This window comes from Sphingobacterium spiritivorum, assembly GCF_016724845.1.
Taxonomy (GTDB): Bacteria; Bacteroidota; Bacteroidia; order Sphingobacteriales; family Sphingobacteriaceae; genus Sphingobacterium; species Sphingobacterium spiritivorum_A.
The window spans coordinates 939099-959000 of the sequence record NZ_CP068082.1 but is presented as its reverse complement, the minus strand read 5'-3'; the positions used below and the strand labels follow the sequence as shown (position 1 = coordinate 959000).

The 19902-nt window shown below is 41.0% G+C and carries 13 protein-coding genes and 2 pseudogenes; 10 read left to right on the top strand and 5 right to left on the bottom strand.

Translation table 11 applies throughout. The annotated features are described in order from the left end of the window. Positions 1-86 precede the first annotated feature (86 nt). The 6 genes and pseudogenes from I6J03_RS03950 (at position 87) to I6J03_RS03925 (ending at position 9243) form a co-directional block, all read left to right on the top strand. Entirely contained in the window at positions 87-932 is an 846-nt protein-coding gene (locus tag I6J03_RS03950) for an ATP cone domain-containing protein (RefSeq protein WP_003010073.1), read from the top strand. A gap of 101 nt (positions 933-1033) precedes the next feature. After that, positions 1034-2410: an MBL fold metallo-hydrolase RNA specificity domain-containing protein gene (locus I6J03_RS03945; RefSeq protein ID WP_003010075.1), complete on the top strand. Its 1377-nt coding sequence runs from the start codon at positions 1034-1036 to the stop codon at positions 2408-2410. Between the two features lie 90 nt (positions 2411-2500). Continuing rightward, positions 2501-4612, top strand: a complete 2112-nt coding sequence (locus tag I6J03_RS03940) for a heavy metal translocating P-type ATPase (RefSeq protein ID WP_003010077.1) — start codon at positions 2501-2503, stop codon at positions 4610-4612. 129 nt (positions 4613-4741) lie between these two features. Next, positions 4742-7145, top strand: a pseudogene (locus tag I6J03_RS22880) (multicopper oxidase domain-containing protein). Positions 7146-7210: 65 nt separating this feature from the next. Continuing rightward, a complete protein-coding gene (locus tag I6J03_RS03930; protein WP_002993221.1) occupies positions 7211-8038 on the top strand; it encodes an RteC domain-containing protein in 828 nt (275 codons plus the stop codon). An 88-nt stretch (positions 8039-8126) separates the two neighbouring features. Then, positions 8127-9243: pseudogene (locus I6J03_RS03925) on the top strand (IS256 family transposase). Positions 9244-9447: 204 nt separating this feature from the next. Here the strand turns inward: I6J03_RS03925 and I6J03_RS22700 are convergent. The 5 genes from I6J03_RS22700 to I6J03_RS03900 form a co-directional block, all read right to left on the bottom strand. Then, positions 9448-9615, bottom strand: coding sequence for a four-helix bundle copper-binding protein (locus tag I6J03_RS22700; RefSeq protein WP_232047134.1), 168 nt, complete (start codon positions 9613-9615; stop codon positions 9448-9450). A gap of 196 nt (positions 9616-9811) precedes the next feature. After that, the gene (locus I6J03_RS03915) at positions 9812-10432 is read right to left on the bottom strand and encodes a DUF305 domain-containing protein (protein WP_002993226.1); all 621 of its coding nucleotides are present in this window, start codon (positions 10430-10432) and stop codon (positions 9812-9814) included. A 284-nt stretch (positions 10433-10716) separates the two neighbouring features. After that, on the bottom strand, positions 10717-16149 hold the full coding sequence (locus I6J03_RS03910; protein ID WP_003010086.1) for an N-6 DNA methylase: 5433 nt from the start codon (positions 16147-16149) through the stop codon (positions 10717-10719). Next, positions 16136-16573 (bottom strand): DUF1896 domain-containing protein, encoded by a 438-nt coding sequence (locus I6J03_RS03905; RefSeq protein WP_002993229.1) that lies wholly within the window; start codon positions 16571-16573, stop codon positions 16136-16138. Before I6J03_RS03905 ends, I6J03_RS03910 begins: the two co-directional genes overlap by 14 nt. A 113-nt stretch (positions 16574-16686) precedes the next feature. Next, on the bottom strand, positions 16687-16968 hold the full coding sequence (locus I6J03_RS03900; protein ID WP_052646364.1) for a methyltransferase-A70 family protein: 282 nt from the start codon (positions 16966-16968) through the stop codon (positions 16687-16689). 217 nt (positions 16969-17185) lie between these two features. On the opposite strand from I6J03_RS03900, the gene I6J03_RS03895 reads away from it, so the two are divergent. From I6J03_RS03895 to arsB, 4 genes are all read left to right on the top strand, one after another. Then, complete coding sequence (locus tag I6J03_RS03895) at positions 17186-17515, top strand: ArsR/SmtB family transcription factor (protein ID WP_003010092.1); 330 nt, start codon at positions 17186-17188, stop codon at positions 17513-17515. Positions 17516-17590: 75 nt separating this feature from the next. Then, complete coding sequence (locus tag I6J03_RS03890) at positions 17591-18055, top strand: DUF6428 family protein (protein WP_002993236.1); 465 nt, start codon at positions 17591-17593, stop codon at positions 18053-18055. Between the two features lie 19 nt (positions 18056-18074). After that, positions 18075-18689, top strand: coding sequence for a low molecular weight phosphatase family protein (locus tag I6J03_RS03885; protein WP_003010094.1), 615 nt, complete (start codon positions 18075-18077; stop codon positions 18687-18689). Between the two features lie 3 nt (positions 18690-18692). After that, a complete protein-coding gene (gene arsB / locus I6J03_RS03880) occupies positions 18693-19721 on the top strand; it encodes an ACR3 family arsenite efflux transporter (RefSeq protein WP_002993239.1) in 1029 nt (342 codons plus the stop codon). Positions 19722-19902: the final 181 nt, after the last annotated feature.

Here is a 19902-nt window from a genome sequence, read left to right as displayed (position 1 = left end):
GATTTCTAAGCTTATTTTAAAAAATCATTGCCGAGGTCATAACCAATTCATTCAGCATTACCAGTAATGACAATACATATAAAAAAATGAAACACCCAATCAACATAGTGAAGTATTCTGGCGACGTGGTAGCTTTTAATGTAGACAAGCTTATTAATTCCTTAAGGCGTTCCCAAGCAAGTGAAGAATTGATTCAACATATAGTAGCGCAAGTGGAAAACCAATTATATGATGGTATTTCCACCAAAAAAATTTATCAAATGGCGTTCAAGATGCTGAAGGATAAATCAAGGGTTAGTGCTTCAAAGTACAAGCTCAAAAAAGCCTTGATGGAATTGGGGCCATCCGGCTTTCCGTTTGAAAAATTGGTAGGTAAATTGTTGGCCCACGAAGGGTTTGATGCAAAAGTTGGTGTGATTGTAAAAGGTAATTGTGTACAACACGAAGTGGATGTGGTAGCACAAAAGGATAATGATCATTATATGATAGAATGTAAATACCACAGTGACCAGGGACGTTTTTGCAATGTGAAGATTCCCTTATATATCCATTCAAGATTTTTGGATGTAGAAAAACAATGGCTACAATTAAAAGGCCACGAGGCTAAATTTCATAAAGGAGGTTTGTACACCAATACCCGATTTACAAGTGATGCCATACAATATGGAAATTGTGTTGGATTATTATTGACAGGTTGGGATTACCCAAGAGGAAATGGTTTAAAGGATAGAATAGATAAATCCGGGCTACATCCGTTAACCGCTTTAACAACACTCACAAAAGCTGAAAAAACAAAGTTATTGGATGAAGGTATTGTGCTTTGCAAAGAAGTTTACGGAAACCCAGGTTTATTAGAGAAAATAGGGATACCGAAAGCAAGACATAAAAATATTCTCGAAGATTCAGAAGAATTATGCGCCACTCATATATGAAGTCACAAATAAACAATTATTAATTTAAATACAAAAAAGATGAAAATTGGAGAATCGCTTACACACCTTTCTGGTGGTGGACACTATAAAATACCGGACAAATGAAAAACAATAAAATAAATATCCATTTTTTGGGTGCGGCAAGTACCGTAACCGGCTCAAAATATTTAGTGGACACGGGAGATCGTAAAATTCTAATAGACTGCGGTCTTTTTCAAGGGTTGAAAGAATTGCGCCTTAAAAACTGGGAGTATCTGCCTGTAGAAGTTTCAAAAATAGATGTGGTACTGCTTACCCACGGCCATTTAGACCATACAGGTTATCTCCCTCGATTGGTAAAACAAGGGTATAATGGGCCTATCTATGGCACCAATCCAACATTGGATATTGCCAAAATCATACTGAACGACAGTGCAAAAATACAGGAACAGGAAGCCGCGCGTGCCAATAAGGAAGGTTATTCCAAACACAGTCCCGCCGTACCACTTTACGATTTAAAGGATGTAGAAAAAACCATTTCACATTTTAAGGGTGTTCCACAATCACAATGGATTCCATTGTTTGATGGTATCAGAGCCCGATTTAAGTATAATGGACATATTTTGGGTGCTACTTTCATAGAGCTGGATGTACACGGAAAACGCTTTGTTTTTTCGGGCGATATTGGAAGAACAAATGATTTACTATTGTACCCACCCTTGAAACCGAAAAAGGCCGATGTTCTTTTCATAGAATCGACCTATGGAGGAAGGTTTCATCCTGATGAAGTGGAAGCCATTCCACAGATTGAAAAATTAGTCAACGACACCATCAATAGAGGCGGCTGCTTATTTATCCCAAGTTTTTCTGTTGAACGGGCCCAACTGATGATGCTTGTTTTTTGGACATTGCTCAAGGAGAACAAAATACCAAAAGTACAAATGATAATGGACAGCCCAATGGGAGCCAATATATTGGAGCTGTTCCACCGCACAAGGGATTGGCATCGATTAAAAGACAATGAATGTGATGAAATGTGTTCGTATTTTACAGTGGTAAGCAGCTATCGTGAAACTATGGAATTACGAACTGACAATAAACCTAAAATAGTAATTGCAGGTAGTGGAATGATTACAGGTGGAAGAATGCTCAACTATCTCGAAACACAAGCGCAGAACCCCAAGAATACCTTGCTGTTTATAGGTTATCAGGCTGAAGGTACCCGTGGAAGAAAATTATTGGAAGGGGATAAGGAATTAAAAGTATACGGAAAATGGGTGCCTTTTAATATGGAGGTAGCTGAAATTAAAGGACTCTCGGCACATGCAGACCATGCAGAACTTATGGATTGGATGAGCAAATTAAACAATAAACCCGAGCGAATCTTTATTGTACACGGCGAAAAAGAAAGTGCGGAAGCCCTTCAAAAAGGGATAAAGGAAACACATGGATGGGATGCTGAAATCCCAGAACTCTACAGTATTGAAGAAATAGAATAGACTTTTAAACCACACTAAAAGGTTACCTTGTTAAAAATACATTATTCTTCACTATAGCTAATAAATTTAAAAAATCTTAAATCTTTTTTTATGAAAAAATACGTTTGTCCAATGCACCCCCAGATACTCAAAGATGAGCCGGGAAAGTGCCCATTGTGCGGGATGGCTTTAGTTCCTTTTGGGAAAACCGATAATCACGACCACAAACACCATGATCATGGGGAAGACCAGCATTCAGCACACCTACATGATAAACACGAAGGCCATCAGACACATGATTTCCTGAAAAGATTTTGGATCAGTTTAATTATTACTGTTCCTATTCTGGCTCTTTCACATATGATCCAAAACTGGCTTGGGTACAGTTTGGAATTTACCGGAGACAAATACGTGCTGCTCGCCCTTGGGACTTTAATTTACCTGTACGGAGGGATGCCTTTTTTAAAAGGAATGGTGGGGGAAATCAGAGCAAAAGCCATTGGGATGATGACGTTAGTTGCCATCGCTATTTCTGTAGCCTATTTTTATTCCACGGCAGTCGTATTTGGCCTTCAAGGAATGGATTTCTTTTGGGAATTGGCAACGCTGATCGTCATTATGTTGCTTGGTCACTGGTTGGAAATGCGTTCGCAAATGGCAGCCTCCAAGGCATTACAATCCCTTGTGGCTTTGTTGCCAAATGAAGTAACTGTTGAACGAAATGGTGAAGCTCTGAAAATAAAACTGGAAGAACTAAAAAACGGTGAGACCGTTATCATCAGGCCCGGTGAAAAAATCCCGGCTGATGGGGTAATTTCAGGAGGAAATTCATCTGTAAATGAAAGTATGCTGACAGGAGAAAGCGTTCCTGTAAAAAAGCAGGCAGGTGGAAAAGTGATTGCCGGATCTATTAATGGCGATGGCATGCTAAAAATAACCGCAACCGGTGTAGGGAAGGATAGTTATCTCAATAAAGTCATCAATCTTGTACAAGAGGCACAAGAGGCAAAGTCCAATACGCAAAACCTTGCTGATAAGGTAGCAAAGTGGCTCACATTCATCGCCATCGCAGTAGGTGTAGGCACCTTTATTTATTGGTTCAGCAGCAGCGGCGACCTTGCTTTTGCTCTGGAAAGAATGGTCACGGTTATGGTTACAGCCTGTCCGCACGCATTGGGTGTTGCTATACCATTAGTGGTCGCCATTTCGACCACCCTTTCAGCAACAAACGGTCTGCTGATCCGCAATCGAACCGCGTTTGAAACTACACGGAATTTGTCTACCATTATTTTTGATAAAACAGGAACGCTTACCCAAGGCTCTCACGCTGTGGAAAGGGTAATCCCGGTAACCGATGAATATACAGCTGACGACATCATCATGTATGCGGCGGCGGTTCAACAAAATTCCGAGCATCATATTGCCAAAGGCGTGATGACAACCTTGAAAGAAAGGAGCCTTGAATTATGGAACTCAGAAGATTTTCAATACATGCAGGGTATCGGTGTCCAAGGCGTCGTAAATAAGAAAAAAGTTGTGGCTGCCGGTCCCAACTATTTTAAAGCAAATAATTTATCAATGCCTGAAATTCCAACAGAGATCAATCAAGATGCTGAAACCGTGAATTTTGTTTTGATTAACGATAAGGTAATTGGAATAATCACCTTGGCGGACAGTATTCGTCAAGGATCTCAAGAGGCAATTGATGAATTAAGAAAGATGAACATCAAATCTTTCCTGCTCACGGGCGATAATGAACACATAGCCAAAGCGGTTTCCGATAAATTAGGGATGGATGGCTTTATGGCCAATGTTCTGCCCCACCAAAAACAGGAAAAGGTAAAAGAGTATCAGGCAGCCGGAGAAATTGTAGCAATGACCGGAGACGGCGTGAATGATGCGCCCGCTTTAGCACAGGCAGATGTCGGCATAGCAGTGGGTTCCGGAACAGATGTAGCGGCCGAAACTGCGGATATTATCTTAGTAAACAGTGATCCACGGGATGTAATGAAATTAGTGGATTTTGGAAAACGGACATACAAGAAAATGGTTCAAAATCTTATTTGGGCTGTAGGTTACAACGTGGTAGCCATTCCTTTAGCAGCAGGGATATTGTATCCAAATTTCGTACTCAGCCCTGCAATGGGTGCGGTGTTGATGAGCGTTAGTACCATTGTAGTAGCGATCAATGCGAGCCTCTTAAAATTAAAACCGCTAAAATGATGGTGGCAATCAATCCTTGTCGAACAGTAACAACAACAATATGTTATGAGATATAATTTAATACTGCTACTTATGCTTGTTACGATAAACAGTAGCGCTCAATCAACACACTCGTCTCATGAGCAAAAAATGGGTAACCCACAAATAAATGTAAATGAGGGCGAGACGGAACAACAAAAGGCATACACCTGTCCAATGCATCCAGAAATACTCTCCGATAAACCGGGAAACTGTCCCAAATGCGGGATGAAGCTTGTTCCTAAAAAGATGGAGGGTAACGAAAGCCACGGAGAGATGAATATGAACAAGCAAGCCCAAGAAAATGTCCCAATGCTTCCAGAGAAGATAATTGGTGGCGGAAAGGTTGTAAAATACCATCTGTATGTAAAAGACACCATTGTTACCTATGGCGGAAAATCCAAAAGAGCTATCGCAGTTAATGGACAGATACCGATGCCCACATTGACATTTACGGAAGGGGACACGGCAGAGATCATGGTACACAACCTTATGGACGAAGCCACATCCCTGCATTGGCATGGTGTAATGCTGCCCAACAAAGAAGATGGTGTTCCTTGGCTGACCCAAAAGCCCATTGAGCCAAATTCTACCTATACGTATCGCTTTCCGATAATCCAACATGGTACGCATTGGTACCATTCGCATTCCGGCATGCAGGAACAGATAGGTATGTATGGTTCTTTCATAATGAATAAACGTGAGGGTGATCCCACATTCAGGAAAGGTATTGATGATCTGCCTACAGTTCCTTTGATTTTAAGTGAATGGACAAATTTAAATCCAGACAATGTCCACCGGATGCTTCATAATGCCAATGACTGGTTTGCAATTAAGAAAGGGACGACCCAAAGTTATCTGGAAGCTATAAAAGAAGGACATTTTAAAACGAAAGTTACAAACGAGTGGAAACGTATGCTTGCGATGGATGTCAGTGATGTTTATTATGATAAATTTTTGATCAACGGCGCAGATGGGCAGCAACTCTCACAATTTAAGGCGGGAGACAAAGTTCGGTTGAGGATCGCTAATGGTGGTGCTTCATCCTATTTTTGGATCAATTACGCAGGTGGAAAGATTACCGTCGTTGCCAGTGACGGGAATGATGTCGAACCGGTTGAAGTGGATAGGCTGATCGTAGGGGGTTTCGGAAACTTACGATATCATCGTTACCATTCCTGAGCCAAATAATTCCTATGAGTTATTGGTTACCCCTGAGGATCGCACCGAATCTGCATCGATTTATATCGGCGAAGGAAGGAAAGTACCACATCCCCCACTTCCGAAACTTAAATACTTTGAGGGCATGAAGATGATGAACGATATGATGAAAATGAACGGGGACATGAAGGACATGGGGATGAAAATGAGTCTCCAAAAGATGGACATGAATTCGGTAATGTATCCCGAGATCACAGGTGATAAAAATGGTAATAAAGCGATGGGTAAAATGGATATGTACTCCTCAATGGATCACTCAGCCCATGATATGTCAAGTTATGACATCGTTACCTTAAATTACGACATGCTTAAATCACCGTACAATACCGAACTGTCAAAAGATCAACCGGTAAAAGAAGTGACCTTTACGCTCACAGGGAACATGAATAGGTATGTCTGGAGCATGGATAACAAGGTTCTTTCCGAAGTGGATAAGATTCCTGTCAAGAAAGGAGAAATTCTCAGGATTAAACTGTTCAACAACTCCATGATGCGGCATCCAATGCATCTCCACGGATTTGATTTCCGTGTCCTAAATAGTAATGGAATACAGTCCCCGCTAAAGAATGTCATTGACATCATGCCTATGGAGACGAATATCATTGAATTTGCCGCCAATACCGAGGGTGACTGGTTCTTCCATTGTCATATTATGTATCATATGATGGCAGGTATGAACCGGGTTTTTGCAGTAGGTGATTATCAAAACCCAAATCTGCCTAACAAAGAAAAAGCATATAAAAAACTGCAAAAAGAGAGCAATGGATGGCATTTTATGGCTGAGAACGACTTTGCTACAAATGGTAACGACGGGCAGGCAATGCTTCAAAATACACGCTGGAAACTTAGTACCGAATGGAGATTAGGTTATAATAATCGCCATGGATATGAAACTGAAACGCACTTCGGTCGATATATCGGAAAAATGCAGTGGTTTCTGCCTTTCGTAGGCTTCGATTGGAGATATCGGGAATTTGGCAGCCATGAGATCGAAAAGAATATGTTCGGGCAGAAAAACACGAAAAATAAAAGAGCCAAACTAAGTGCAGGTTTCGTTTACACTTTACCTATGCTGGTCGATTTTCAAGCTGAGGTATATTCAGACGGTATTGTCCGCCTCCAATTAGCAAGGGAGGATATCCCTTTGACTGCAAGATTGAGAGGGGCATTTATGGTAAATACAGACAAAGAGTATATGGGTGGTCTAAAATACATTTTGACCAGAAACATTGCCGCTACTACCCATTATGACAGCGATATGGGCTGGGGGTTCGGATTGAATTTGTCCTATTAAGTTTGACTTTCTATGAGGTCGGATTTAGAATCCGACCTCTTTTGATGAATTAAAAATGTTACTTAATGAGCAATTATTACGAGGAAATAATAAAGAAACTAGAAGATGAAATAAAAGAGGTGTCTCTTGAACTGGATGGTTCCATAGCTTTGTATGAAGTTATTATCGAGTTGATATTATCGAGACTTTCCGAAATAAAGGAATATACACTAAAAAATGGCTTTGATAGTATAAATGAAGAGATCCACTTTTTCAAATATCAAAAACCAGTCATTGTTGCAAAACTCATTTACTATAACGCTATCTATAAAATAGAGACAAAAAAACCTAATGATATAAAAGCTATTAGGAAATACATTAATGGTGAGCTAAGGAAACTCAAACGGTATTTTGAGAGTAACCTTGAATTCTATAAATATTACCGAACAGGCAGTTCATTTGTAGATGAAAAGTTATTTGTTCGGGGCAAACACGATATAAAGTTAAGTTTGGACACGGTTTATTTTGAAACCGACCACCGGTTTTCTACATCCCACGATTATAAGGCGGCAAAAATAATTGCCAATGACCTGATTCAAGTTTATCTTGAAGACCAACTTCACAACATAATCTATAAAGATAAATCAATAGACCTACCAACATTAAGTTGGACGGGAAGCAAAGCGGCTTTAACGGAATTGATTTACGGACTGCATTCTCAAGCCGTCTTCAATAATGGGAATACAGATATTATAACCATAGTCAGATTTTTTGAAAACAGTTTTAATGTTGATTTGGGCGATTTTTACCATACATTTTTGGAACTCAAAGCAAGAAAGCTGAACCGAACGAAATTCCTTGACAGCTTACGTGATGCTTTGATTAAAAAAATGGAAGAACAGGACGAAATATAAAATCAAAAGACGATTTTGTCGATCAGAGACTGTAAAATAAACTGTGTCAAGGATAATAAACAGAAGTATTATTTTTGACATAGTAATTATGAGTATTAAGGAAAGCGATTTTGATTTTGAGTCCATGAAGGACCTGGCCCTAGAACAGTTACGTAGTGGTGAATCACTTTATGGCAAGAACGGAGCTTTTGCTCCTTTAATGAAAAAGTTTTTAGAAGCAGCGCTAGAAGCTGAGATTGAGAGCCATCTGGATGAAGCTGAACGCTCTTGTGGTAATCGTCGTAACGGCAAGTCCAGCAAGCAGATTCGCACCTCAGATGGCACTATCGAGATCGATACTCCGCGTGACCGTCGGTCTAACTTCGAACCCCAGCTTATTAAGAAACGTGAGACGATTTTAGCTTTCTTCGATTACCGATAAGATCATTCCCCAGGTCAAGGAGTGGCAATCAAGAAGTCTAGACTCGCTTTATACGATTGTTTGGATGGACGCCATGCACTACAAAGTAAAAGAAGACCATCGGTTTGTTTCGCGGGCAGTATACAATATTCTTGGCATTGATCGAAATGGACATAAGCATCTGTTAGGGATGTATGTTTCGGAGAATGAGGGAGCTAACTTTTGGTTGAGCGTATTGACTGATTTACAAAATCGAGGCGTAGAGGATATCTTAATTGCTTGTATCGATAATTTAAAAGGGTTTTCCGAAGCGATACAGAGTGTTTTTCCCGACACCGAAGTACAGACCTGTGTAGTACATCAAATCCGAAACAGCCTAAAGTATGTAGCCAGTAAGGATCAAAAGGAGTTCATGAACGATCTAAAACCCGTATATAGGGCCGATACGTTGGATCTAGCCGAGCTTCGGATGGATGAACTTCAGGATAAATGGGGTGAAAAGTATCCTGTGGTCATTGAATCCTGGCGACGCAACTGGGATCGTCTGACCACCTATTTCCGATACGATAAATCCATCCGAAAGTTGATATACACGACTAACACGATCGAAGGATTTCATCGCCAAGTGCGTAAGGTCACCAAAACTAAAGGTGCATTCACCTCCGATATAGCGTTATTGAAATTGATTTATTTAGCACATAACAACATTAAGAAGAAATGGACGATGCCACTAGCCAATTGGGGAACAACAGCACAGAAATTAGCAATTTGGTTTCCGGGAAGAATGGTGTTAGATTTGCAATAAGAAAAATGGTTGAATTACCGCCCCGCGGGGCGGTAATTCAACCATTGACACAGTTTATTTTACACTCCCGTCGATCATTATTCGGCGAAGGAGCCAGTCCATTTTCCTCTTTCCCTAACTATCGTTTACAAATGGAAACGGTCCTGAAATTCTTTACCCAGTTTGAATTCATTGGAGGTTTTTAGACTTCTACCAATAATGAGATTATACCGCCGTTGCCATTTGCTCACAAGCTTCTGCGCATTTGTAGCAAGCATCCGCACACTCTTTGCAATGTTGCATATCATGCTTAGCACATTCATCTCCACACGCTCTACAAATCTCCGCACATAGCTTGCAAAGGTGACGGCTATATTGGCTTCCCAAACTCATGAGTTCGGCTGCGGCTCTACATATGGCTGCACATTCCAGATCAAGCTGGATACATCGAGCCATCATTTTTACATTGTCCTCTTGCAAGCAAGAAGCTGCACAATGGTTACAAGCTACAGCACAGGCGTAGCATTCGTCAATACATTTTTGAAATTGTTGATGTGACATAATTTTATTGTTTAAAGTGAGAAATTATTTATCTATTCTTATTAGCTAATAACCAGGTTTGAATCTCCGAGATTTCCTGATCCTGTTTTTCAATAATATTTTTTGCCATTGTCTGCATAGCACTTTCGTGTCCGTAAATAAGTTCCAATTTTGCGTTTCCAATTGCATTTTGATGATGCTGAATCATCAACATGGCAAAATCGTGATCCGTGTCTCCATTAATGATTTGGAGATCTGTCACTCTGCCTGAGCGTTCCATATTTTTCATCTGCTCTGTAACAAATTCGGGAACATTTAGATGCGGTACGTGACCATTGAGAAATGTGGTTAATTCTTGAATCTCAGCCTTCTGGTCTTTAATTATTTTCTGGGCCATCTCCCTCATTTGCGCATCATCGCCGGATTGCAGTTCCTTATTTGCCATGTCGATCGCTCCCTGATGATGCATTCGCATCATCAGAGCAAAAGCATTATCAGGGTCGGGGGGCATTTGCATGGCCATCATCTCATCCATCATGTTGTGCATGATAGTCATCATTTCATTGTCATCGTGATTCTGGATTTTGATTTTGTTGATATCGTCCTTATCGCACGCTTGGATAAATAACAGTATTCCTGCTATTGCCATTATTTTTATCGCTAATTTCATAGATGTATATTATTATTATCAATTTCCTTTTCTCTTTTAATAATGAAATGTTAAAGACTTTTTTTGATAGAACACATAGACAGAACAACATACAATTCAATTTGTTTGATTTTTTGGATTCAAAACGAGCTACAGATAAGATATGTGGGTGTAAGATTATTTCTGTAATGTAGTGGTTTATGCTACTATTTATTCATCAATTTTGAAATGAATCACAGTCCAGAAATAAATTGAACGAACCTGAGATGTTGTGATTAGGAAAATGTATGAATGGGTAAATGTTTTTACAATACTCCCCGTGACATATAAATACTTTTTGTCGGTACTACGCTTTCCATAGCCTTTGGATTTTCTTGCTGCTTTTCGACTTGTTCTGTAGACTTTTCTATTGGTTCCGGAGTGTTAGATAACTGTATTTTCCGCTCAATTGCCGCCAACTCCGTTTTGAGTTCGCTAAGTCGGTTTTCTTTTGTCCACGTACCATTGATTACTTGCTTAAGTATTGGAATGTTTTTTTGGAAATCTGCCATATTCTCCTGTTCTTTTCTGATATAGGTGGGCAGCTTTTCCAATGCTTTAATAAAATTTAGTGAAGCTGTTTCGGGATCTTTTGCCATTACACCATTGTTGAATGTATATTTGATAGTACCCTCACCTTGAATAAAAAAACGGTTTACACGAATATCCACCCCCTCTTTTTGTGACATTTCCGTTTTTACCAAAAGTTGAAAGCCATACAGATTACCGATTTCTTCATAATCCCCACCCGTTCGGGATTTGTCGGCAAGCTGATTGAGCTTTGCACCGATTTGTTTTATATCCGCATTGGTCGACAAAACGTCTAATTTAATAAGGTTGGCAACGGAACCGTCAGTGTTTTTTTGGATACGTCCCTGCAAATTATTCCAATCAAGGCTCATACGGTCATAGCGGGATTGGGCTTTTCCAAGTTCTGCCTCATAATCTTCCAGTTTGTACTTGGCACTTGATTTTGAACGATTGAACGATTGCCTTTCGCTTTCCAATCCGGCAATCTGTTTCTCTATTTTAGCTTTGTCCAAAAGGTCGGTATTGCCCATAAGGATAGCTACATATTCCGAGAAATTCATACCCGACTTTTCATCCATACCACCTTCGTCAATCGTCCGTTTACCAAGATTGTTGGATTTTAATTGGTCAATAAATAGCTGTTTGTTGTGCAGCAGGTTGAACTTATAACTATCCAGCGATTTTTCAACGGCATAGATGATTACATCCACTTTATTGTCGTTAAAATGCTTGGCAATCTCATTGCCTTTGCGGATAGCCCTACCGTCCCTTTGCGCAAGGTCGGACGGTCGCCACGGCGTATCTAAATGGTGTACGGCAACGGCTCTTTTCTGTGCGTTCACACCTGTACCGAGCATACTCGTAGAACCGAAAAGGACACGGATTTTGCCCTCGTTCATTCCTTTGATTAGCTCTTTTCGTTGCTTGTCATTCTTCGCTTCCTGTATAAAGCGGATTTCGTGTGCAGGTATGTCGTGGTCTTCCACGAGCTTACGTTTGATTTCGGAGTAGATATTCCACTGATTTGGCTTGTATGTTCCCAAATCCGAGAAGATGAACTGCGTGCCTTTCTGTGCATTGAATTTATTGTAATATTTAGCAATATTATCTGCACAATGGGAAGCTTTGTTATCGGCGTGGTCTTGGTAATGGGGGCTTACCATTCGCATATCCAAAGACATCTTTCGAGCGTAGTCCGTAGCGATAAGCATTTTTGCTTTTTCTTCTTTTTTAGATAGCGGTTTTCTGCCAAGTAATTCCCCTTTGCCTGATTTGGCAAACTCCATCAGCTTTTCAATAAACTTCTCCTGGTCTGGAGTTGGAGGTATGTTGTAAAATATCTCGTTCTTTTCGGGACGGTCTATTCCAATCATTTCGGCGGTACGGTAATCCGTGATTTCGGAGTAGAATTGAGCGAGTTCCGGCACTTTGATAAAGTAGCGGAAACGCTCTTTTGCCACGATATTATTGGCGACCGAAAACTCATAATCGGTTGTTTTCTTTGCGTAGATTGCCGCCCACGCATCAAACGAGTTAATGCCCTGTTTTGCCAAAGCCCTTGGTCGCAGGTATTTGAACAACAGGTACAATTCGGTCAGTGAATTGCTGATAGTCGTACCCGAAAGGAAAGTTGCCCCCATATCCGCATCGGTACGTTCCTGTATAGTCCGTATAGCAAACAAAAGATTCAGTGCCTTTAGGCTTCCCTGTTGATTGCCCAATCCTGCAACCCTTGAATGCCTTGTGTTGAAAATCAGGTTTTTGAATTGGTGGCTTTCGTCTACAAATAAATGGTCGATACCCATCATCTTGAAGTCCACAATATCATCTTTGCGGTTTTCAATGTCGTGTTGCAGGGTTTTCAGCTTGACTTCGAGGTTTTCTTTCTGTTTCTCTGCTCCGGCGAGCATACCCCGGGTTACTTCATCGCCCTGACTTCGCAAAACGTCAAGATTTTCCTCCACACTGTCCAGTTCGGATTGCAGGATTTCCTTTTGTATTTCGGGCGATTGGGGTATCATTCCGAACTGGTCGTGGGTCAATATCACACAATCCCACTCGTTGTTCTTAATATCTCCGAAAATCCGCAGTCGTTTTTGGGGCGTAAAATCATCAATGCCCGGATAGAGTATTTTAGCGTGCGGATAGGCGGTGCGGTAGGCTTCGGCAATTTCAGGTATATTCGCTTTCAACCCGATAATCATCGGTTTGTGAGCCAGTCCCAAACGCTTCATTTCCTGTGCACCCGTGCACATTATCAACGTCTTTCCGGCACCTACTTCATGGTCGCAGATAGCACCGTTATTGAGCTTTATTATCCAGACAGCATCCTTTTGGCTTGAATACAGGTCTTCAATACCCAATGCTTTTCGGTCCAATTCCGGAAACACCTGATGGGAACCGTCGTAGTGCGGTCGGACAAAACAGTTAAAGGTGTCGTTGTATTGGTCAGTCATCCTTATCTTGAACTCATCGTTTTGGGCGTGGAGCCAATCGTTAAAGGAGGTTCGGATTTCGTCAATCTTGGTATTCGCCATTTGTATGGCTTCCATATCCCGTACCTTGACATTCTTTCCGTCAACCTGTACCGTTTTGGAAATATCGGGTGTGGTATTGACAAGGGCGTGCTTGAGCAGGGCAATCCCGTCATACGTCCGGCTTTGGGCTTTGACCGCATATTTATCCCATATATGGACATTTTTCTGTTTGCAGGTGACGGAAAAATCATCGGCACTGTCCGAATAGTGGATTTTCACATCTGCGTCGAACAGATGCGATGCAAATCGGGCGTAGATGCCAGTGGGTATCCAGCGTTCGCCCAGATTAAAATCGAGTTCCTCAAATTCGATACGTCTTGGTCGGGCTTCTTCCAAAACGGTAAGGCTTTCTTTAGCTTGGGTATCATCGGGATTGCTTTCGAGGTAATCTCTTATTTCGTTGGCTTTCTCCACTACATTGCCCGCAACCCAGCGTTCGAATATTTCATATTCCTTTTGCAATGGATTGTAGTAGATGAGACCGTGTAAGGCTTCTTTCAAAGCATCAGCAGGCATACCGCTGATTTCGGACATAAAGTCCAAATCCACGCTTCCGTATTTGTTCAGCGAAGCCGATAACGCTTCTTCGGGATTGTCCGTTGCAATGGTTGCGGTAGAAAAACTTACAGGACGGCTGAATATATCTGCCTTATGGATTACACCACCAACGACACGCTCCAGATAGGGCATTTCTTTGCCTACACTGTCTGTTTTGATGAGCTTGATATTGTCCGCACTGTTGAGATTTCCGTACCTTTTGACAAAAGCATCGTATAAGCGGTTAAGGTTTTCCCTTTCTTCCTTGTGTTCTGAATGTTTCTCGGCTTCTTTTTGGTAGAGGTCGATATAGGTATCACGAACTTGGATATATGCTTCGGCTCTTGCTTTTTGCAAAGACGGTAACTGCAACGGGTGGAATATTGCCCTTGCATCACTTTTATCCACTTCCTGCAAATAGCCGACCCAACCGTTATCTACGACAAGGCAATCGTTACGGTGAAACTGTTGGAGTTCGTCACTGTACGGAGCAGGTTCGGGAACAGTAGCAGGTACGGTACCGGCTGACTTATCGGCTTGGCCATTACTGTTTGCCTGTGAAAATAAATCGCCGATTGTTTTCTGTTTTGTGCCATTGGTTTGTAAGGTTTTATTGACCGTGCCGTTTGATGCTGGAGATGTATAGGACTGTTGCATCGCTCCGCTAAAGAGGTCGGTTTGCCGACCTCTTGGGGTACGTTTTCTTTTTGTCGTTTGTCTTTTGGCTTGGGTGGTTTTCTTTGGCGGGGTAATAACCGCTACGGTTTCATTTACATTTTCAAACAGGTCGAAAATGCTTAGCTGTTTTAATTCCTGCTGGCTTTCCTGTACAATGGCTGGTGCAGTAAAACGCGGTCGTTCGGGTTGTATGATTTCGGGTTCAGTAGCCGGAGGTGCCGGCGTTGGCGTAATCGGAATTTGTACGATAGGTTCATCGTTGCTTTCGCCTTTGTACAAATCAAAATTCAGGTGCTTTCCAAAATCTTCGGAAAGCATTTGCTTCAAATCTTTGGCAATCCCCGCAACACCGTCTTTATGCGTATAGATAATTGCAGGTTTTCCGTATGGGTCGGTATCTATCTTACGGTCGGTATGTATGACCCTCGTACCGTCACGGAAAAAAGCATTGCTTGAAGTATCGTATTTGGTCTGCCTGCTTTGGCAAAACAGCTCTTCCAATTCGCTCAGAGGTTGTTTTGCCGTATTCTTTTGCAGGATAATCAGGTCGCTTCCGACTTCTGTACCTGCATATTCCGTGAACAGGTTGTTTGGCAATCGGACAACCGACACCAGATGGTTGCTTTTCATTAACGCCCTACGTATCGGCTCATTGTTGGGGCTGTTTAAAATTCCTTGCGAAGTAATAAATACCTGCAAACCACCCTCACGGAGCATATCGTTTCCTTTCAAAAAGAAATAATTGTGTATGCTACGGGCAGCCTGTATTTTTGCGGGGTCTTTGCTTCGGGAAAACGTAAGATCGAACACGGAAGTATCGCCAAACGGAATGTTGCTTGCAACAACATCATAGCTATTTTGTTCCTTTTCGGGGATTTCCTCAAAACCGCTCACACGGATATTGCTTTCGGGATAGAGGTGTTTTAGGATTTTGCCTGTCAGCAAATCTTTTTCATAGGCAGTTACTTTGGTTTGTTGGTTTTCGGAAAAGGATTGTATAAACGAGCCGATACCTGCGGAGGGTTCAAGGAATTTCTGAATATTTACATCGCTTTCCCGCAGGGTTTCGGAAATTGCATCAATTACCTGTGGAGGTGTATAAAAAGCCGTCAGCACGGAGCTTTTCATACTGTCCACGTATCGGCGGTATTGCTTATCGTCTTCGGACTTTTCTTTGAGCAGTTTGTGGAGTTCCAGCGTAATGGGGAATAAATCGTGTTCGGTTTTCCTCCAATGGTTGATATCTATTTCATTTGCTATGGGGTTCAATACGAATTTAAGACCGCCAAATCCGCTGTATTGTTTCATTGACAGTCTTTCACCCACGGTAGCGTTTCGTTGCTCTTTTTCCAATGTAAAGGCAATCCGCAGGGCTTCGATATTGTGCAAGAGATGCTGCCGTTTACTGAAGCCCATTTTCCTCAATCCATATTGCGATGGTTCCGGTTATCTCGGTATAGAGCAGGTCAAACTCATAACCGTAGGCAAAATCATCGGCTAGTTCATATTGGGCGAAAACATTCTCGCAAACAGGGAACATTTTCAGAGCGAACCGCCGCAGTTCCTCGTCTGCCATTAGGGTATCGAACTCATTGCATACTACCTGAAAAACCATATCAAACTTGGAGAAGTGCAAACCCTCAAAGAGTATGTAATTCGCTATCTCATTACATTGCTCAATGGCATTGCCGGAACGGAACGCATCCTCATAGGCATTGGCAGCCCACGAGGAACGCTGGTCAATAAATTTTTGGTTGCTGGCTTTTTCAGGGAAACTACTGTTCAGGAGTTCCTGTAGTCGTAAACGGAAATACGACAGGTCTTTTTGCTGTGTACTCATAATAAAATTTTGTTTAGAATTTTGCGTAAAATCTAAAATTAGAGCAGGGAGCAAGAGCCTTTGAAGAAGTGGCAGGGTTTGGCTTCGGGAGGCAGGATTTGGCAGAACAGTGTTTATTCAGATATCGTTATAGAGTTGTCCACCTCATTGACATATACGTCCGACCCATCAAAATCATCATCATCGTTTTGGGAACTTTGTCTTGTAAAAAGCTCCAGTCTGTCAACTTGCCCAAAAAGCCGAACAATACGCTTTCTGATTTTGTCAGGTTTTTCGGATTGTCTTCCACGGGGAGATATAAGCACCTGTGGAACATCTCTTGCATGTCTTTCAAGAGGTTTTCCCTTTGTGAACAGTAGGACGATTTCTGCATTTGCCCGTGTAATATATCCCATTCCAATAAAAACCCAATCATTGTTCCTGTTCGTTTTTTTTTCTTGCAACGGCTAAGGTATCAGCGAGAAGAAAAGGTCGACTGAAAGTGGCAGAGTTTGGCTTTGAGAGGTAGGGTTTTACCACACATAAGATTATTAAAAGAATTGATTGTTTTTTTACAAACCATATTATATCTAAATTTATTATCGTAATATTGCGATATATAAAAAACAAAGCATGGGACTTACTAAATCAGAAATATTCACGGACGAGCAAAACAGATTAGCTTCTCTATTTAAGGTTCTGGCACACCCTGCAAGGGTTGCCATACTTCAATATATCATTAACCAGAAAGCCTGTATCTGTAATGATCTGGTCGAGGAATTGGGATTGGCACAGGCTACGATTTCTCAGCATTTAAAGGAGTTAAAGAGTATCGGCATCATTCAAGGCACAATCGAGGGTAAATCTGTTTGTTATTGCATCGATAAAAATGTTTGGAAAAAAATCCAAGCAGATTTTAATTCATTCTTTGATCAGGAAGTAAAGGTAAACAAGTGCTGTTAGCCGTGTTTTTTTAATATTTAACATCGCTATATTACGATACAATATTTTAATAAATCATTTCAAAATTCAAAAACAATGAAACTATCAAACATCAAAGAAATCTTACCAACATTGGACAATGTTGAATTTCAATTAGCGGACGGAACATTTGTCCCCAAACATTTCCACGTTACGGAGGTAGGTATTGTTACAAAACATTTTATTGATTGTGGCGGAACGATCAGAAATGAAAAGGTCGTCAACTTCCAGTTGTGGAACGCCAACGATTTTGAACACAGGCTAAAGCCGACCAAACTATTGAACATCATCAAACTGTCCGAAGAAAAATTGGATATTCAAGATGCCGAAATAGAAGTGGAATACCAAAGCGAAACCATTGGCAAATACAATCTGGATTTTAACGGAAACCATTTTGTACTGAAAAACAAACAAACCGCTTGTTTGGCAAGTGATGCCTGCGGTATTCCTGCCGAAAAACAAAAAGTAGAATTATCAGAGCTGAACAGTGCTTGCTGTTCGCCTAATTCGGACTGTTGTTAAACCCTATAAACCAATCGTAATGTACAAGAATTTAGCTGAAACCATAAAGGGAATATCTGATGTTCAGACCGTAAGCGAAGAACGTAAAACCATATTGCAACCCTTGATAGACTTCGTACAACAAAAAGTAAGCAACGGACAGGTAATAAATCTCAATTTCATCTGTACACACAATTCACGAAGAAGCCATTTATCGCAGGTTTGGGCACAGGTGGCAAGTGTATATTACCATATCCCGAATGTATATTGCTATTCGGGCGGTACGGAAGAAACGGCATTATTTCCGAAAGTAGTGGAAACATTGAATGAACAGGGTTTTTCTGCTTTCAAAATTTCGGAAGCGGACAATCCTGTTTATGCTATTAAGTACAGTGAAAATGCTTTGCCGATTATCGGTTTTTCAAAAAAGTACGATAGCCCTTTCAATCCTGTATCGGCATTCACTGCCATTATGACCTGTTCACAGGCAGACGATGGCTGTCCTTTTATTGCAGGTGCAGAAAAGAGAATACCTATCACATTTGAAGACTCGAAGATTTCAGACGGCACAACAGAGCAGACAAAGATATATGCGGAAAGGAGTTTGGAGATAGCAACTGAAATGTTCTATGTTTTTTCAATGATTAAAAAATAACCAATGCAACCAAAACTAAAATTTCTTGACCGTTACCTTACCCTATGGATATTCCTTGCTATGGCATTTGGCGTAGGATTAGGATATTTCTTTCCCAACATTTCTAACGTAACAGACAGCTTGTCCGTAGGAACCATTAATATCCCGCTGGCAATAGGTTTGATACTGATGATGTACCCGCCATTGGCAAAGGTGGATTATACAGTATTGCCCAAAGCGTTTAAGGATAAAAAAGTAATTGGAATATCTTTATTCCTCAATTGGGTAATCGGTACGGTAATGATGTTCGGGTTAGCCGTTCTGTTTTTAAGGAATGAACCCGATTATATGACGGGATTGATTTTGATAGGATTGGCAAGATGTATCGCAATGGTAATTGTATGGAGCGACCTGGCAAAAGCCAACAGGGAATATACGGCACTATTGGTAGCGTTGAACAGTGTCTTTCAGATATTGAGTTACAGTTTTTTGGTTTGGCTTTTTATCAACGTATTGCCGAGTAAATTAGGATTAGCCAATTTCAATGTAAATGTATCAATGAAAGACGTTACCGAAAGCGTGTTGATATACTTGGGTATTCCTTTTTTTACAGGTTTCGTGAGCCGATATGTTCTTATAAAATCAAAAGGCATTGAATGGTACAATAGAAAATACATACCGGCAGTATCACCTATTACACTTTACGCATTATTGTTTACCATTGTACTGATGTTCAGTTTGAAAGGCGACAAGATATTGGAGTTGCCAGTGGACGTGATTAAGATAGCCATACCGCTAATCATCTATTTTGTATTGATGTTTTTCGTGAGCTTTTTTATAAGCAAATCCCTGAATGTTCCTTATGACAGGAACGCGTCCATAGCATTTACAGCCACCGGGAACAATTTTGAATTGGCCATAGCCGTAGCCATTGCGGTTTTTGGTATTCATTCTCCACAGGCATTTGTTGGCGTTATCGGACCATTGGTCGAAGTGCCTGTACTGATACTATTGGTAAGGGCAAGTTTATGGTTGAAGAAGAAACTATACTAAGTTGATGTAAATAACTTAGCGGGATTTTAGAATTGTCAAGAAACTAAAATTAAACCCTCTGAATCCGGAGCGTTTATTGTTTGTTCAAGATGTGAAGCATCCTGCCCACCTCAATATCCATTCGGGAAAATGCAAACCATTTTTTGCCCAGGTCTTTGAGCGAAGCCCCTATATGGTAAAG

What these genes read in the sequence shown, in the direction of transcription:
- I6J03_RS03950 (WP_003010073.1), top strand. Translation starts at nt 87, where the DNA reads ATGAAACACCCAATCAACATAGTGAAGTATTCTGGCGACGTGGTAGCT.
- I6J03_RS03945 (WP_003010075.1), top strand. Translation starts at nt 1,034, where the DNA reads ATGAAAAACAATAAAATAAATATCCATTTTTTGGGTGCGGCAAGTACC.
- I6J03_RS03940 (WP_003010077.1), top strand. Translation starts at nt 2,501, where the DNA reads ATGAAAAAATACGTTTGTCCAATGCACCCCCAGATACTCAAAGATGAG.
- I6J03_RS03930 (WP_002993221.1), top strand. Translation starts at nt 7,211, where the DNA reads ATGAGCAATTATTACGAGGAAATAATAAAGAAACTAGAAGATGAAATA.
- I6J03_RS22700 (WP_232047134.1), bottom strand. Translation starts at nt 9,615, where the DNA reads ATGAGTTTGGGAAGCCAATATAGCCGTCACCTTTGCAAGCTATGTGCG.
- I6J03_RS03915 (WP_002993226.1), bottom strand. Translation starts at nt 10,432, where the DNA reads ATGAAATTAGCGATAAAAATAATGGCAATAGCAGGAATACTGTTATTT.
- I6J03_RS03910 (WP_003010086.1), bottom strand. Translation starts at nt 16,149, where the DNA reads ATGGGCTTCAGTAAACGGCAGCATCTCTTGCACAATATCGAAGCCCTG.
- I6J03_RS03905 (WP_002993229.1), bottom strand. Translation starts at nt 16,573, where the DNA reads ATGAGTACACAGCAAAAAGACCTGTCGTATTTCCGTTTACGACTACAG.
- I6J03_RS03900 (WP_052646364.1), bottom strand. Translation starts at nt 16,968, where the DNA reads ATGGGATATATTACACGGGCAAATGCAGAAATCGTCCTACTGTTCACA.
- I6J03_RS03895 (WP_003010092.1), top strand. Translation starts at nt 17,186, where the DNA reads ATGGGACTTACTAAATCAGAAATATTCACGGACGAGCAAAACAGATTA.
- I6J03_RS03890 (WP_002993236.1), top strand. Translation starts at nt 17,591, where the DNA reads ATGAAACTATCAAACATCAAAGAAATCTTACCAACATTGGACAATGTT.
- I6J03_RS03885 (WP_003010094.1), top strand. Translation starts at nt 18,075, where the DNA reads ATGTACAAGAATTTAGCTGAAACCATAAAGGGAATATCTGATGTTCAG.
- arsB (WP_002993239.1), top strand. Translation starts at nt 18,693, where the DNA reads ATGCAACCAAAACTAAAATTTCTTGACCGTTACCTTACCCTATGGATA.